This window comes from Stenotrophomonas sp. Ps181 (genome assembly GCF_025697425.1).
Taxonomy (GTDB): domain Bacteria; phylum Pseudomonadota; class Gammaproteobacteria; order Xanthomonadales; family Xanthomonadaceae; genus Stenotrophomonas; species Stenotrophomonas sepilia.
The window spans coordinates 228037-243000 of sequence record NZ_JAHWBI010000004.1; the positions used below are offsets into that span (position 1 = coordinate 228037).

The 14964-nt window shown below is 67.7% G+C and carries 13 protein-coding genes and 1 tRNA gene; 6 read left to right on the forward strand and 8 right to left on the reverse strand.

Annotation, left to right across the window (positions count from 1 at the left end):
* Nucleotides 1–10 precede the first annotated feature (10 nt).
* A complete protein-coding gene (locus KXV01_RS11180; RefSeq protein WP_099542617.1) occupies nt 11–853 on the reverse strand; it encodes a methylated-DNA--[protein]-cysteine S-methyltransferase in 843 nt (280 codons plus the stop codon).
* 132 nt (nt 854–985) lie between these two features.
* On the opposite strand from KXV01_RS11180, the gene KXV01_RS11185 reads away from it, so the two are divergent.
* On the forward strand, nt 986–1747 hold the full coding sequence (locus KXV01_RS11185) for an SDR family oxidoreductase (protein ID WP_164283696.1): 762 nt from the start codon (nt 986–988) through the stop codon (nt 1745–1747).
* A 6-nt stretch (nt 1748–1753) separates the two neighbouring features.
* Here KXV01_RS11185 and KXV01_RS11190 read toward each other — a convergent pair whose 3' ends face one another.
* On the reverse strand, nt 1754–2239 hold the full coding sequence (locus KXV01_RS11190; RefSeq protein WP_263467796.1) for a hypothetical protein: 486 nt from the start codon (nt 2237–2239) through the stop codon (nt 1754–1756).
* 159 nt (nt 2240–2398) lie between these two features.
* Between KXV01_RS11190 and KXV01_RS11195 the strand changes: the two genes are divergently transcribed.
* Complete coding sequence (locus KXV01_RS11195) at nt 2399–2569, forward strand: hypothetical protein (RefSeq protein WP_164283700.1); 171 nt, start codon at nt 2399–2401, stop codon at nt 2567–2569.
* Nucleotides 2570–2631: 62 nt separating this feature from the next.
* On the opposite strand, the gene KXV01_RS11200 is transcribed toward KXV01_RS11195, so the two are convergent.
* The 4 genes from KXV01_RS11200 to KXV01_RS11215 all read right to left on the reverse strand — a co-directional run bounded on the left by KXV01_RS11200 (nt 2632) and on the right by KXV01_RS11215 (nt 5689).
* Nucleotides 2632–2707, reverse strand: a tRNA-Ala gene (locus KXV01_RS11200).
* Nucleotides 2708–2801: 94 nt separating this feature from the next.
* The gene (locus tag KXV01_RS11205) at nt 2802–3728 is read right to left on the reverse strand and encodes an alpha/beta hydrolase (protein ID WP_263467797.1); all 927 of its coding nucleotides are present in this window, start codon (nt 3726–3728) and stop codon (nt 2802–2804) included.
* Nucleotides 3718–4614 (reverse strand): alpha/beta hydrolase, encoded by an 897-nt coding sequence (locus KXV01_RS11210; RefSeq protein WP_164283704.1) that lies wholly within the window; start codon nt 4612–4614, stop codon nt 3718–3720. Before KXV01_RS11210 ends, KXV01_RS11205 begins: the two co-directional genes overlap by 11 nt.
* 19 nt (nt 4615–4633) lie before the next feature.
* Nucleotides 4634–5689, reverse strand: a complete 1056-nt coding sequence (locus KXV01_RS11215) for a sugar phosphate isomerase/epimerase family protein (protein WP_164283706.1) — start codon at nt 5687–5689, stop codon at nt 4634–4636.
* A gap of 101 nt (nt 5690–5790) precedes the next feature.
* On the opposite strand from KXV01_RS11215, the gene KXV01_RS11220 reads away from it, so the two are divergent.
* Together KXV01_RS11220 and KXV01_RS11225 are read left to right on the forward strand one after the other, a co-directional pair.
* Complete coding sequence (locus KXV01_RS11220; RefSeq protein WP_263467798.1) at nt 5791–6390, forward strand: TetR/AcrR family transcriptional regulator; 600 nt, start codon at nt 5791–5793, stop codon at nt 6388–6390.
* 202 nt (nt 6391–6592) lie between these two features.
* Nucleotides 6593–8923 carry a TonB-dependent receptor gene (locus KXV01_RS11225; RefSeq protein WP_263467799.1) on the forward strand — a complete coding sequence of 777 codons (2331 nt, stop codon included), beginning with the start codon at nt 6593–6595 and terminating at the stop codon, nt 8921–8923.
* Between the two features lie 132 nt (nt 8924–9055).
* Here KXV01_RS11225 and rnd read toward each other — a convergent pair whose 3' ends face one another.
* Entirely contained in the window at nt 9056–10135 is a 1080-nt protein-coding gene (rnd, locus tag KXV01_RS11230; RefSeq protein ID WP_263467800.1) for a ribonuclease D, read from the reverse strand.
* Between the two features lie 84 nt (nt 10136–10219).
* Here rnd and KXV01_RS11235 point away from each other — a divergent pair, with 84 nt between their 5' ends.
* Both KXV01_RS11235 and KXV01_RS11240 read left to right on the forward strand, forming a co-directional pair.
* On the forward strand, nt 10220–12112 hold the full coding sequence (locus tag KXV01_RS11235; RefSeq protein WP_263467801.1) for a formylglycine-generating enzyme family protein: 1893 nt from the start codon (nt 10220–10222) through the stop codon (nt 12110–12112).
* Between the two features lie 88 nt (nt 12113–12200).
* Nucleotides 12201–13097 carry a M48 family metallopeptidase gene (locus KXV01_RS11240; protein ID WP_005417787.1) on the forward strand — a complete coding sequence of 299 codons (897 nt, stop codon included), beginning with the start codon at nt 12201–12203 and terminating at the stop codon, nt 13095–13097.
* 518 nt (nt 13098–13615) lie between these two features.
* Here the strand turns inward: KXV01_RS11240 and xseA are convergent.
* Nucleotides 13616–14947 carry an exodeoxyribonuclease VII large subunit gene (xseA, locus tag KXV01_RS11245; RefSeq protein WP_049415847.1) on the reverse strand — a complete coding sequence of 444 codons (1332 nt, stop codon included), beginning with the start codon at nt 14945–14947 and terminating at the stop codon, nt 13616–13618.
* Nucleotides 14948–14964: the final 17 nt, after the last annotated feature.

A 14964-nucleotide genomic window follows, 5' to 3' on the forward strand; every position in this document is an offset into this window, starting at 1 on the left:
CCGCGCCGCGTCAGCCGTTGGCGACCTTTTCCCGGCGCAGCAGTTCGCGCTTGCGTGCCACGCCCCAGGCATAGCCGGACAGGTCGCCGTCGCGGCGCACCACCCGGTGGCAGGGCACCGCCACGGCCAGCGGATTGCTTGCGCAGGCGCGTGCCACCGCGCGGCTCGATCGCGGCGCGCCGATACGCGCGGCGATATCGGCATACGAGGCCGTCTGTCCACGCGGAATCTGCTGCAGCGCCTGCCAGACCCGTTGCTGGAAAGCCGTGCCGCGGATATCCAGCGGCAGCGTGGCGCCTCGCGAGGGATCCTCGACCAGGCCCACCACCTGTGCCACCAGTTGTTCATAGCCGCTGTCGGCCCCGACCAGTTCGGCCTGGCGGAAGCGCTGCTGCAGTGACTGCAGCAGCGCTTCCGGATCGTCGCCGAGCAGGATCGCGACCACGCCGGTGGCGCTGCTGGCCACCAGCACGCTGCCCAACGAACTTTCGGCAAGCGCGAAGTGGATGACTTCACCGCGTCCACCGGCACGCCATTGCTTTGGCGTCATGCCCAGCAGCTTTGGCGCGTTCTCGTAGAAGCGACCACTGGAACCGAAGCCGGCATCGTGGAAGGCGTCGGTGATGCGTTCCTGCTGTTGCAGCCCGGTGCGCAGGCGATCGGCGCGCAGCGCGGCGGCGTACTGCTTCGGGGTCAACCCGGTGGCCTGCTTGAACAGGCGATGTAGCCGGGTCGGGCTGCAGCCGGCGATGTCGGCCAGCTCCTGCAGCGAGGGCTCGTCGAGGCTGGCCTGCAGATGGCGGCAGACCCGTTCGACGCGGGCATCGAGGGCGGTGGTGGCGGTGCTGTCCATGGGCGGATTCTGGCACGTGCCGGTTCTGCGGAAACTCCGTTTCCTGCACCTGGCCGCGAGGCCCGGAAACGGAGTGTTGGTGGGCCGGAGACGCGGCATCGTGGCGGCCACTCCACAACCGGAACCACTCTCATGCGCCTGAACAACAAGATCGCCCTCATCACCGGTGCCAGCGCTGGCATTGGTCGTGCCAGCGCCCTGCGCTTTGCTGCCGAAGGGGCAAAACTGGTGCTCAATGCGCGGCGGCCGGAGCCGCTGCAGGAACTGGCCGGGCAGATCCGTGCCGGCGGCGGCGAGGTCGTGGTGCATGCCGCCGACGTGGCCGAGCCGGGCACGGCGCAGGCGTTGGTCGATCTGGCCCAGCAGTCATTCGGAGGCCTGGACATCGCGCTCAACAATGCCGGCATGCTCGGCCCCGGCGTGCCGGCAGCAGAGTTCCCGGCGGATGCGTGGCGCGAGGTGATGGCCACCAATCTCGATGCCGCTTTCCACGCGGCACGCGCGCAGTTGCCGGCATTGCTGGCACGCGGGGGCGGCTCGCTGGTGTTTGTCGGCACGTTTGTCGGCCACACCGTAGGCTTCCCGGGCATGGCTGCCTATGCGTCGAGCAAGGCCGGGCTGATCGGCCTGAGCCAGGTGATTGCCGCCGAATACGGCGCGCGCGGCGTGCGCAGCAACGTGCTGCTGCCCGGGGGCACCGATACCGAGATGGGCCGGCAGGCGGCACCGACCGGTGATGCGCGTGATTTCGTGCGATCGCTGCACGCGCTCAAGCGCATCGCCGAGCCGGAGGAGATCGCCAATGCGGCGTTGTTCCTGGCCAGCGATGAAAGCAGCTTCGTTACCGGTACCGCAATGCGCGTTGAAGGCGGCGTGTCGATCACCCGAACCTGAGCGCCGTCACGTGCGAGGCGCGTAGCGGATGCCGCTGCTGGCCATGAATCCCTTCGGGTCGAACCGGGCCCAGGCCTCGCCCCAGCCGAAGCGGGCGTGGCCACCTGCCAGTTTGCGCCCCAGTGCCGTGGCCAGGGTGCGCCGCATGAAAGCGACTTCGGCATCGATCGCGGCCTGGGTCGGCCAGCCGTCTTCCAGTGTCGCATCAGGCAGATCGACGCCCATCGTCACCCTGTCGAGCTGTTGCCCGTGGAAGCCCAGGCTGATGCCAGCGGGCGCACCGCCCAGGCTGAGCCGGTGCAGGCTGAGCCAGTGATAGCCGGTGCCGACATCGCGCTCCCCTCGCACCAGCGCGGCAAAGGCGACGCGCGCTTCGTCCAGTGACAAGGTGGGGCCGATCAATGCTGGCAGGTTGCCGAGCTGGATGCTGCCGTCGGTCGCATTGAGGAGCATCGGCAACGCGTGGGCTGCGTGCTGGGCAGGGGGGGGCATGGCACACCGGTGAGCGTGGTGCCCCGGATTCTGGCCGCGCGGGGCGCTGGCGGCAAGCCGCTTCCTGCACACGATGTTGGCACGGGACTGACCTGCGGCTCACCCGGCAACCTCTAGCGTGGTGACAGCGCTGGCCTGCTGCCGGCGAGGGAGTTTTCAATGAACGAGCAAAACAGGGATCAGGACCCGAAGCAGGGTATCCAGGAAAGCCGCCAGGACAGGAAGCAGGACGATGTGGCCAAGCAGCGGCCGGGGCAGCGCGATCAACAGGTGCGTGATACGCACTCGCGCGGCCCGCAACGCAAGGATGGAGACCAGGAGCCGGCCTGAACCAGAGGCGCTGAAAAGAAAAAACCCGCAGATCATGGCGATCTGCGGGTTCTTCTGAAAAGTGGTGGAGCCAAGGAGGATCGAACTCCTGACCTCGTCATTGCGAACGACGCGCTCTCCCAGCTGAGCTATGGCCCCACGGCAGGCTTTCAGTGTAGCGCTGCCTGCCGCGCTTGCCAAGCGCCCGGCCGGGACGGGGCAGGGACGGGACCCACCGCCGCCCCGGGCCGTTTCAGGCCAGGGCTTGGCGAAGCAGATCGCCGGCGCGTTGTACCGCCACTGCAGTGGCGGTGCTCACCGCCTGCAGGTGCATGCAGGCGTGGATCATCCCCGGCAGCCGCTCCAGCGTGCAGCCGACACCCGCAGCCTGCAGGCGTCGCGCGTAGTATTCGGCCTCGTCGCGCAGCGGGTCGTGCTCACAGCTGAGCACGGAGGCGGGCGCCAGCCCCTTCAGGTCGGTTGCGTGGGCCGGCGAAGCCAGCGCCGGCGGCTCGGCCAGATCCCCCAGATAGGCCTGCCAGCAGCGCTGCATCAGTTCGGCGCTGAGGTAGTAGCCAGCGGCGTAGTCGCGGTAGGAATCGCTGTCCATGCCGGCATCCAGCGCCGGATACAGCAGCAGTTGGTGGCACGGTTGCGGCAGGCCCAGTTCGCGCAGCAGCAGGCAGCAGGCGGCCGCGAGGTTGCCACCGGCGCTGTCGCCCCCGATCGCCAGCCGCTGTGGGTCCAGGCCGAGGCGCTCGGCGTGGTCCTGCAGCCACTGCCAGGCGTCAGCGATGTCGTACAGCGGCACTGGGAACGGGTGCTCCGGCGCCAGCCGGTAGCCCACGGCGGCGACCACGCAGCCGCTGGCATCGGCCAGCGCACGGCAAGGACCGTCATAGACCGCCAGCGAACACTGGAACCAGCCACCCCCATGGGCGAACAGCAGGGCCGGCGCGGGCCCATGGGACAGTCCTTGCGGCGTGTAGAGGCGGAGCTCCAGCGCCTGCCCGTCGCGAGCGATCACGGTGTGTTCGACCACATGTGCTACCGGCTGCGGCGCGCCCTGCAGCTGTGGCAGCGCGTTCTCGCTGATCGCGCGCAGTTCGCGCAGGTCCTCCGGCAGCGGATGGGCCGCGACGGCGTCAACGAACTGCTGCAGTGCCGGCTCAAGCAGCATGGCGTGCCTCCTGCAGGAACGGCAACAACTGTGCGAGGAACGCCTGGGGCGCTTCTTCCATGATGAAGTGGCCGCAGCCCGGCACGATGCTGCCGCGCACATCATCGGCATGCGGTTGCAGGGTCAGCATCGGCGCATCGGCGGTGGCGTGTTCGGCGCCGATCGCGAGCACCGGCATCGGCAGCCGGCGCTGCGCGCGCAGCTTGTTCTGGCGGATGGTCTCCGGAATCGCGCGGTACCAGGCGAAGCCTGCCCGCAGTGCGCCGGGGCGGCTGTAGGCGGCGATGTAGGTATCGGCGGCCACCGCATCGCGCCGGTACGACCAGCGGTCGAACATGAATTCCAGGTAGGCGCGTTCGCGTCCGCTGATGAGCGCCTCGGGCAGGTCGGCCACCTGGTTGAACATGAAGTGCCAGAGGAAGATGTTGTCGGCCGGTGCGGCGAAAATGCCGGGTTCCGGCGCGAGGCCGGGAATCACCGCTTCGGTGACCGCCAGCTGGCGCACGGCCTGCGGCTGGTCGCTGGCCAGTGCATAGGCGATCCACATGCCGATGTCATGGCCGACCACCTGGTAACGGTCGTGGCCAAGCGCCAGCATGGTCTGGTGCAGTACTGCGGCAGCACTGCCGGTGTCGTAGCCGTGGGCGGGACGGTCGGATTCGCCGATGCCCGGCGGATCAACGGCGATTGCTTCGAAACCAGCCTCGGCCAGTGCTTGCAGCACGTGGCGCCACGCGTACCAGGTCTGTGGCCAGCCGGGAATCAGCAGCACGGGCGCACCGTGCCCGGCGGAGACGCAATGCACGCGCTGGCCATCGATGCGCAGGTAGTGGTGGCGCAGCGAAGCGTCGCCGGCAGCGCCGGCGGAAAGGAAGAAGGTGGTCATGGGAATGCTCCGTTGGGGCTCAGGCAATGCCGAGCATCTGCTGCATCTGTGCGGTGCTGATCGGTGCACCGGCGAAGTCGTCGAAGATCTTGTCGGTGACCGGAATGATGTGGTCGCGGATGAACGCGGCGCCTTCGCGCGCGCCAGCTTCCTGGTCCTTCAGGCAGCACTCCCATTCCAGCGTTGCCCAGCCCTGGTAGTCGTACTGCGCCAGCTTGGAGAAGATCGACTTGAAGTCGACCTGCCCATCGCCCAGCGAGCGGAAGCGACCTGCGCGCTCGGTCCAGTCGGCATAACCGCCATAGATGCCCTGGCGGCCGCTGGGGCGGAACTCCGCATCCTTGACGTGGAACATGCGGATCAGTGGGTGGTAGATGTCCAGATACTCCAGATAGTCCAGCTGCTGCAGCACGAAGTGGCTGGGATCGAACAGGATGCGGCAGCGCTCGTGCTGGCCGACGCGCTCGAAGAATCGCTCGAAGCTGGTGCCGTCATGCAGGTCTTCGCTGGGGTGGATCTCGTAGCAGAGATTGATGCCGTTGTCCTCGCAGGTGTCGAGGATCGGTCGCCAGCGTCGCGCCAGTTCATCGAACGCGGCGTCGACCAGGCCCGGCGGGCGCTGCGGGAACGGGAACAGGTAGGGCCACGCGAAGGAACCGGAGAAGGTGCCCATGTCCTGCAGGCCCAGCCGACGCGAGGCACGAGCGGCAAGGTGCAGCTGTTGCTGGGCCCATTCGCTGCGGGCCTTCGGATTGCCGCGCAGTGCTTGCGGGGCGAAGCCATCGCAGAGTTCGTCGTAGGCCGGATGCACGGCCACCAGCTGGCCGAGGATGTGGGTGGTGAGCTCGCTGACCTGCAGGCCGTGCTCGGCCAGGGTGCCGCTGATGTCGTCGCAGTAATCCTGGCTGTCGGCGGCGGTGGCCAGGTCGAACAGGCGTGCATCCCAGGCGGGAATCTGCAGCGCCTTGAAGCCGAGGCCAGCGGCCCATGCGGCGATGCCGGCAAGTGAGTTGAACGGGGCCTGGTCGTCGGCGAACTGCGCCAGGTGCAGGCTGGGGCCCTTGAGGGTCTGCATGTGTTGCTCCAATTGTTTGGCGATCGACAAAGAATAGGCGCGACCCTCGCGATGGTCAACAGCCGCGTTACACTGCGCGCCTCACTGGAGCAGGCAGGCAGATGGCAGGGCGACCGCGCGAATTCGACAGGGACCAGGCGTTGCGCAAGGCGATGCTGCTGTTCTGGCAGTGCGGCTATGAAGGCACGTCGATGTCGGCACTGGTCGAAGCACTGGGCATTGCCTCTGCACGCATCTACGCCGCGTTCGGCAGCAAAGAGCAGTTGTTCCGCGAAGCCGTGGCGCTGTACGAAGAGGGCGAGGGTGGTTTCGCGCCACGCGCGCTGGAGCAGGCCACGCTGCGTGAGGCGATCGGGTCCATGCTGCGCGAGGCGGTGCTGACCTACACCCGTCGTGGACGCCCGCATGGCTGCCTGGTAGTGTCCTCGGCCAGCAGCGTTTCGCCTGATGGCGAGGGCGTGCGCGACTGGTTGGCTGGCCATCGCCGCGACCGCACGGCGGCGATCATCGCGCGCCTGCAACAGGCACAGTCAGCAGGGGAGCTGGCCGGCGATGTGGCGGTGCAGGCGCTGGGGGATTACTTTGCGACGGTGCTGCACGGCATTTCCGTACAGGCCCGTGACGGCATCAGCCGCGAGCGCCTGCTGACGATGGTCGATGTGGCGCTGGGCCCGCTGAAAAAAGGGGACGGAGGGAATTAAGTCGCTTCTGGCATGCGTGGTGGACCGGCGCGCCTGCGGGGCGCCGAGGTCGGCCACTGTGCCGAATACGCCTTAATCCCCTCCGTCCCCTTTGGCGCAACGAAATCGTAACAATTTGGGGGATAATGGCCGCTTGCGCAGTTTCCCCCCTTCTTGCCGCCCGGCTCGCGCAGGCCGCACGGACGCCTCCTCAGAGCATTCCATGCCCTTCCATTCCGATTCCCGCCGCCTGTCGGGTCTGTCGTCTTCCTTCGTTTCCTTCCGCCGCCATCCGCTGGCCCTGGCCTGTGCCGGCCTGGCCCTGGTCGGCAGCTTCGGTGCCGCCGCGCAGGACAGCGCGCCGACCCCGACCGGCCTGGACACGATCACCGTGACCGCCGAGCACCGCGAGCAGAACCTGCAGGAAGTGCCGGTCTCGGTGGGCGTGGTGCAGGGCGAGCGCATGCGCGACTTCACCGCCGGCGGCGACGACACCCTGCTGGCACTGTCCGGCCGCGTGCCGAGCCTGTATGCGGAGACCACCACCGGCCGCATCTTCCCGCGCTTCTATATCCGTGGCCTCGGCAATATCGACTTCTACCTGGGTGCCTCGCAGCCGGTGTCGATCATCCAGGACGATGTGGTGCTGGAGCACGTGGTGCTGAAGTCCAACCCGGTCTATGACGTGGACCAGGTGGAAGTGCTGCGTGGCCCGCAGGGCTCGCTGTTCGGCCGCAACACCACCGCCGGCATCATCAAGTTCGACACCCTGAAGCCGACCCAGGACTACACCGGCCGGGTCAACGCCAGCTACGCGACCTACAACAGCGTGTCGATCGACGGCGGCTTCGGCGGCCCGATCAACGACATCGCTTCGTTCCGCGTGTCGGCGCTGTACCAGCACCGCGACGACTACGTCGACAACACCTACAAGGGCCCGAGCGCTGACGGCACGGTCAGCCCGAAGAAGAACGCGATGGGCGGCTTCGATGACCGCAACGTACGCGCGCAGCTGCTGCTGACCCCGAGCGACCAGTTCTCGATCCTCGCCTCGGCCCACGCCCGTGACTACGAAGGCACCTCGACCCTGTTCCTGCGCGGTGCGCTGACCAAGGGCTCGAACAAGACCGACGTGCCGCGCGACCAGGTCGCCTACGACGAAGCCGGCAACAACCCGCAGGCCTACAAGACCTACGGCGGCTCGTTGAAGGCGCGCTACGACTTCGGCGCGATCGACTTCACCTCGATCACCGCCTACGAGACCACCTCTGGTTACAGCCGTGGCGACACCGACGGCGGTGCTGCGGTGAACTTCCCGGTGAACGGCGTGCCGAACGGCTACGGCCAGTCGATGGGCCGCATCCGTGACCTGGACCAGTGGACCCAGGAATTCCGCCTGGCCAGCCATGACGACAGCGCGCTGCAGTGGCAGGCCGGTGCCTTCTACTTCAACGGCAGCGACACCACCGACTTCTACCAGCGCGCCTGGTTCCTGCAGGGTGCGGCGCGCAACCCGAACAACTGGGTGCGCCTGCGCAACAAGAACACCTCGTGGGCCGGTTTCGGCCAGCTGAGCTATGCCTTCACCGACAAGTTCACCGTCACCGCCGGCCTGCGCCAGACCCGGGACGAGAAGCACACCCGCCTGCTGAAGACGGCTGACACTGCCGCTGGCGTGGTCACCTACAAGGGCCGCACCGACGTCAAGATGTCCGACACCACCCCGAGCTGGGATCTGAGCGCGATGTATCAGATCACGCCGGACGTGAGCGTCTATGCCAAGGTCGCCCGCGGCTTCCGCGGCCCGACCATCCAGGGCCGCTCGGCCGTGTTCAATGCCGACTTCACCACCGCCGATTCCGAGACCATCCTGTCCTGGGAAGCGGGCGTGAAGAGCAGCCTGTGGGACAACCGCCTGCGCTTGAACGCCACCGCGTTCACCTACACCGTCAACGACATCCAGCTCAACGGCAACGATTCGGACGGCAACGGCGTGTTGTTCAACGCCGACAAGGCCAGGGCCTATGGTTTCGAAGCGGACATGGAGCTGCGCCCGATCCCGAACCTGACCCTGAGCGCCGGCCTGAGCCTGCTGCACAGCGAAATCAAGGACAAGCGCGTCTACGCGCAGGTCTGCGGCCTCAACGGCCAGGTGGTGTGCACGGTGAATGACCCGACCATCAAGGTCGGTGCCAACACCTTCGCGCAGATCGACGGCAACCCGCTGCCGAACGCGCCGAAGTACAACGTCAACTTGGCCGCCCGCTACGACTTCCCGGTCAGCGACGCCGGCACCATGTTCGTCTCCACCGACTGGAACAAGCAGGGCTACACCAGCTTCGTGCTGTACGACAGCAAGGAGTTCAACTCCAAGGGTGATTTCGAAGGCGGCCTGAAGATCGGCTACTCGGGCAACTACGGTGCCTACGAAGTGGCGCTGTTCGCGCGCAACATCACCAACGAGAAGAACCTCAAGGGTGTGATCGAGAACTACATGGCTGCGGTCTACAACGAACCGCGCACCGTCGGTGTCTCGCTGAACATGAACTGGTAAGGCGTTGCCACGGTGGCGGGTCTTCCCGCCATCGCACTGCTGGAATGCAAAGGGCGGCCCGGTGATCCGGGTCGCCCTTTTTCGTGGCCTTCGACGGTAGCCGGACCGCAATTCGGCGCCGTGCTTGGCGCTTCAGCGTGCCGGCAGCAGCGCCTGCAGCCGCGACTCCAGTTCCTGCTGGCGCCAGCCGGCCAGTGCGGCCGGCCATTGGCGGCGCTCCAGGTAGCTTTCCAGATGCTTGCGCGAGGCCAGCACGCCATCCGGCAGGCCCAGCTCGCGGCTGCGCTCGGCAACGGCGTCCTGCAGCCTCTTCAGTGCCTGCTTGTTGGTGTCGTTGGCGGGCAACGCCAGCGGTGCCTCGGCCTCATCGGCCAGCGGCGTGTCCAGCGCCTGCCACACCGCGCCGGCGAGCTTGCGCGGTGCCTTCGGGAACTGTTCAAACAGCGTGGCCAGCGCGGCGGCATCGGCCGGTGGCGTGCGTGCCAGCGTGGCGGCCAGTTCGTTGTCCAGGATCCAGCTGCGCGGGCGGTCGCTGCTGCGTGCCTGCACATCACGCCAGCGCAGCAGGCGCAGCAGGCGGCGCTGCGCGGGAGCATCGAGAAACTGCGCTGAGCGCATCGCCAGATGCGGCCAGCGGTCCTCGTCATTGGCGACGCTGGCCAGCAGGCGCTCGCCGTCGTCGTGCAGCCACTGCTGGCGGCCCAGCGCCTGCAACTTGGCATCAATGGCGTCATGCAGCGCGAACAGGTGCTCGACGTCGTCGGCGGCGTATTGCAGTTGCGACTCCGAGAGCGGACGGCGCATCCAGTCCGAGCGGGTTTCGCCCTTGGCCAGCGCCACGCCGGTGATTTCCGCGACCAGCTTCTGGTAGCCCATGCCGCCACCAATGCCGGCCAGCGAGGCGCCGATCTGTGTGTCGAACAGCGGTCGCGGCAACAAGCCGCAGGTCCACTTGAAGGCAACGAGGTCTTCGCTGGCGCTGTGCATCACCTTGGTGATCGATTCATCGGCCAGCCACGGCGCCAGTGCCTCGGTCATGCCGGGAATCAGCGGATCGATCAGCAGGATGTCCTGTCCGACCGCCATCTGCACCAGAGCCAACTGCGGCCAGAAGGTGCGTTCACGGATGAATTCGGTGTCCAGGCCGATGCGGGCCGGACGCTGCTGGAAGTACGCATCCAGCTCGGCGGGGGTGGTGATCCAGGTTGCCACGGGTCAGGGCCTACTACTCGGGTTTGCTCAGGCAGGGGAGAATAGCCTAACGTCGGTCCGCGTCCGTGCCGAAGGAGATCCTGCTTGCGTTTCCCGCTGTCGTCCGTGCTGTGCACCGTTCTGGCCGTGGCCCTGGCCGGTTGCACACCGTCGCCCTCGGCGACACCGGAGCCGGGGCCGGCTGCTGGCGAGGACGCGCGGCCGCAGGAAGGTTCACTGGCGGAGCCGACACCGGGGACCGGGCAGGGCAGCGTCACCATTGCCGGTGAGGATGCCACCGAGGATGTGCAGCGGTGGACACCGCCACGGGTCGACCGGCAGGGCCGCAGCGTGGCCCAGCTGCGCCGCGCGGCCGAAAAGGCGTTCAGCGAAGGGCACCTGTACGAGGACGCCGACGCGGCGGTTCCGCTGTGGCTGGCGGTGCAGGAGGAAGACCCGGATGACCGCCTGGCCCGCAGCGGCCTGCAGCGTGCTTGCCAGCGCCTGCAGCAGCAGGCCGATGCCCTGCTGGTCCGGCCACTGCGGCAGCGCGAGGCGCTGGCCGAGGCGAGTCGCCAGGCGCTGGTGCTGCTGACCCTGGCGCCGAAGGATGAGAAGGTGCGCGCGCTGCAGGGCCGAGTGGAGCTCGCCCAGCGCGTGGTGGCCTACAACCGTGCCGGCGAGGAAGACCTGCGGTCGGGGCGGATCGGCGAGGACGGTGACGGTGCGATCGGCAACTTCCGTGAAGCGCTGGCTCTGGATGAACACAACAGCCGGGCGCGGCAGGGCCTGGCGGCGGCCGAGAGTGGCCTGATCCGCCGGGCCGAGGACGCGGCGCGCGTGCGCGACTTTGCCAGCGCGGGCACCTGGCTGGCCGAAGCCAGCAAGGTCCGTGACTCGTCACCGACCATTGCCGATGCCTTCGAGCGCATCGAGCAGATCCGCGCCGCCGCGTTGCTGCAGCTGCGTGATGAGGGCCTGCGCGAGCTGGCTACGCCGCAGGGGCTGAAGCCGGCGCGCGAAAAGCTGGCCGAGGCCCTGCGCATCGCCTTGCCGGGGGATGCGGTGGTGGCCCAGTTGCGCGAACGCATCGATCTGGCTACCCATTACGGCAGCTTCCGCCCGGGTCAGGTGTTCAGCGACGCGATGCGTGATGGGGGGCGCGGTCCGCAGATGGTGGTGGTGCCGCATGGCGGCTTCCAGATGGGCGCGGGTGATACCGAGCCCGGCTCCACCGACGCCGAGCGCCCCTCCCATTACGTTCGCTTTGACCGCGGCTTCGCCATGGCGATCACCGAGATTACCGTCGGCGATTTCGAGCGCTATGTGAAGTCGACCAATGCACGACCACGTGCGACCCGACGCGGTCACTCGGTGGTCTATGACGAGCGCAGCGGCAATTTCATCCGCCGCAGCGGCGTCGACTGGCGTTCGGATTACGATGGCGCGCGCGCACTGGGCAACTCGCCGGTGATGCATGTCAGCGTGCGGGATGCCGAGAACTACGCGGCATGGCTGTCCGAGCAGACAGGACGCAGCTACCGGCTGCCGAGCGAGGCCGAATTCGAATATGCGCTGCGCGCCGGGAGCAGTGGCCGCTACCCCTGGGGAGACGCCGGTACGCCGCCGCCGGGCAGCGGCAATTTCACCGGCAGCAAGGACGTCTCGCCTTCGGGTCGGCACTGGCACAACGCTTTCATCGGCTATGGCGATGGCTGGTGGGGACCGGCGCCGGTGGCCAGTTTCCAGGCCAATGCCTTCGGCCTGCACGACATGGCCGGGAATCTGAGCGAATGGGTGGCCGACTGCTGGCACGCCAGCTACCGGCGTGCGCCGTCCGATGGTGTCGCCTGGTTCAACCCGGGCTGCCGGTCGCGGGTGATCCGGGGCGGCAACTGGGCCAATGCGCCCGAGCAGACCCGTGCGGCCTGGCGGCAATCGCAGGATTCGGACACCACCAATGCGCGCATCGGCTTCCGCCTGGTGCGCGGCATCTGAGCGGCATCGGGCTTCACCCGCCGCTGGCATCCGCGCACTAAGATTGCGTCGTGCCCGCCAGCCGGCGGGGTCTGCTGGAAGACCACCGATGCGCAACGATCCCTTCTCCCGCTCGCCCCAAGGTCCGCAGCGACGCGGCCTGTTCGGCAACATCCGCTGGTGGGTGCTGCTGCTGGCGGCGGGCTATGCGGTGTTCTACTGGTTCTCCAATCGCACCGTCGATCCCTACACCGGCGAGAAGGTGATGATCGACAGCAGCCTGGATGCGCGCCAGGAGACTGCGCTCGGTCTGCAGGCCTACCAGCAGATCCTCTCGCAGGAACGGCCGATGGATCCGAATGCGCCGATCGCGCGCGATGTGCGCGATATCGCACAGCGCCTGATCGCCAAGGTGGATGTGGTGGAGACCGCGCTGGCACAGGAGCACGGCGTGCAGCCGGCGCATTTCGCACGGGATTTCCAGTGGGAAGTGAACGTGATCCCGTCCGAGCAGGCCAATGCGTTCTGCCTGCCTGGCGGCAAGATGGCGGTCTACACCGGCCTGGTGCCGGTGGCGCGTACGCGTGATGCGATGGCGGTGGTGATGGGCCATGAGATCGCCCACGCGCTGCTGCGCCATGGTGCGCAGCGGATGGCGCAGCAGAAGCTGACCCAGATCGGGCAGATGGCCGGTGCCGCCAGCGGCATGGATGCGCAGCAGCAACAGATGATGATGTCGGCGATGGGCTACGGGTATCTGCTGCCCTATGCGCGCAGCCACGAGACGCAGGCCGATGAAGTGGGGCTGATGCTGGCCGCAGCGGCGTGCTTCGATCCCCGCGAGGCGGTGCCATTGTGGCAGCGCATGGGCCAGGCCAGTGGCGGCCAGGCGCCGCCGGAGTTCGCCTCCACGCACCCGAACCCGGGTACCCGCATCCAGAACCTGCAGGCACTGATGCCGAAGGCGCTCGAGTACCGGCAGAAGTTCTGCGAGCAGGCAAAGTAGGGGGTTGTTCGGCAGGGCTTGCAGCCCTGCACCTGCCGAAGCAACAGCAACAGCGTGCATTCCGTGGGATGGCGGGGTGGGTCCGGTTGCGTGGGCCGCTGCAAGTACGTCCATGTAAGCTCGGTCGCCGCATCCATGCGGCTCACGCCCCCGCAACCGGACCCACCCCGCCTTCGACAGATGTCCGCGATCTGCCGGAATGGCGCTTGGGGTCAGATCCGTTTTCCGCAGGAAAACGGATCTGACCCCGAATTGATTCGATGTCTGAAAGAGATTCATCCACGCATGGCGTGGATCTACCGACCGTCATCGGGACACTGTCGAGGGTGGGGCGGTGTGGCTGTGCAGGACCGTTGGCGCCATGGATGGCGCCATCGAGCCCCCAGGGATGGTTTACGGCGTGTCCTGCACAGCCACACCACCCCGCCAAGCTATCAGCAATCCAGAGCCGCTTTCGCTGTTGCTTCGGCTGTTGCATTTGCCTCTGCAGGTGCAGGGCGCAGCCCTGCCGAACCCCTTTACTTGACCTGCACGTCGATCACGCCGTCGCCGACGCGGGCCCGCAGGGCGTCACCGGGCTGTACCTGATCAACCTTCCGCACCAGGGTGCCATCATCGCTGCGGGTCAGGATGCTGTAGCCACGCGCCACGGTCGCCAGCGGGCTGACTGCTTCAAGTGAACGTGCCAGCCCGCGCAGTCGCAGTGCATCGCGCTCCAGCAGACGCTGCATCGCTGCCTGCGGTCGTCCGCGCAGGGCGGCCAGGCGGCGTTGCATCGTGTCGAGCTGGCGCTGTGGATGATGCCCGCGCAGGACCGCCGCTGCATGGCGAAGGCGCGCAGCACGGCGCTCCTGCTGCTGGTTGAACGCGGTATGCAGGCGCCGGCCCAGATCGAGCTGGCGTCGACGCAGCAGGTCCAGTCGTGCCTGCGGGCTCTGGGCGTTCAGGCGCAACAGGGCGCGGTCGGCGCGCTGCATCGCCTGCTGCATCGCATGCCGTTGCAGCTGCACCATGCGGGCGGCCGTGCGGCGCAGGCGCAGGGCCAGTTCGCGCTGGTCCGGTACCAGCAGCTCGGCCGCCACCGAGGGCGTTGGTGCACGCAGGTCGGCGGCGAAGTCGCTCAGGCTGAAGTCGGTTTCGTGGCCCACCGCCGAGACCACCGGCGTGCTGCTGGCGGCGATCGCCCGGGCCAGTGTTTCATCGTTGAAGGCCCACAGGTCTTCCAGCGAACCACCACCGCGCGTCAGCAGGATCACGTCGTAGCGGCCGCTGGCATCGGCGGCCTGCAGCAGTCGGGTGATCTGCGCGGCGGCACTGCTGCCCTGTACCAGGGTCGGCAGCAGGTCAACTTCCAGCAGCGGGAAGCGTCGGCCGAGCACGCTCAGCACGTCGCGCACGGCAGCGCCGGTGGGCGAGGTGATCACGGCCAGGCGTTGCACGTGCGCCGGCAGCGGCCGCTTGCGTGCCGGGTCGAACAGGCCTTCGGCCTCCAGCCGTGCCTTCAGTTCCTCGAAGGCGCGGCGCAGCGCGCCTTCGCCGGCTTCCTCCATGTGGTCCAGCACCATCTGGTACTCGCCACGGGCGTCGTACAGGGTCACCTTGCCGCGCACCAGCACGCGCATGCCTTCGCGCGGCACGAACTTCAGGTACTGCGCCTTCATCCGGAACATCGCCGCACGCAGCTGCGCACGCGCGTCCTTCAGGGTGAAATACAGATGCCCGGAGGCAGGACGCGCCACGCTGCCCAGTTCGGCCTCGACCCAGATCGCCGGGAAGCTGCCTTCCAGCAGGTCGCGGGCCAGGGTGTTGAGCTGGCTGGGGGTGAAAATGTCGTTGTTGCGTGGTTGCATGGAAACGGCGTGCTGCG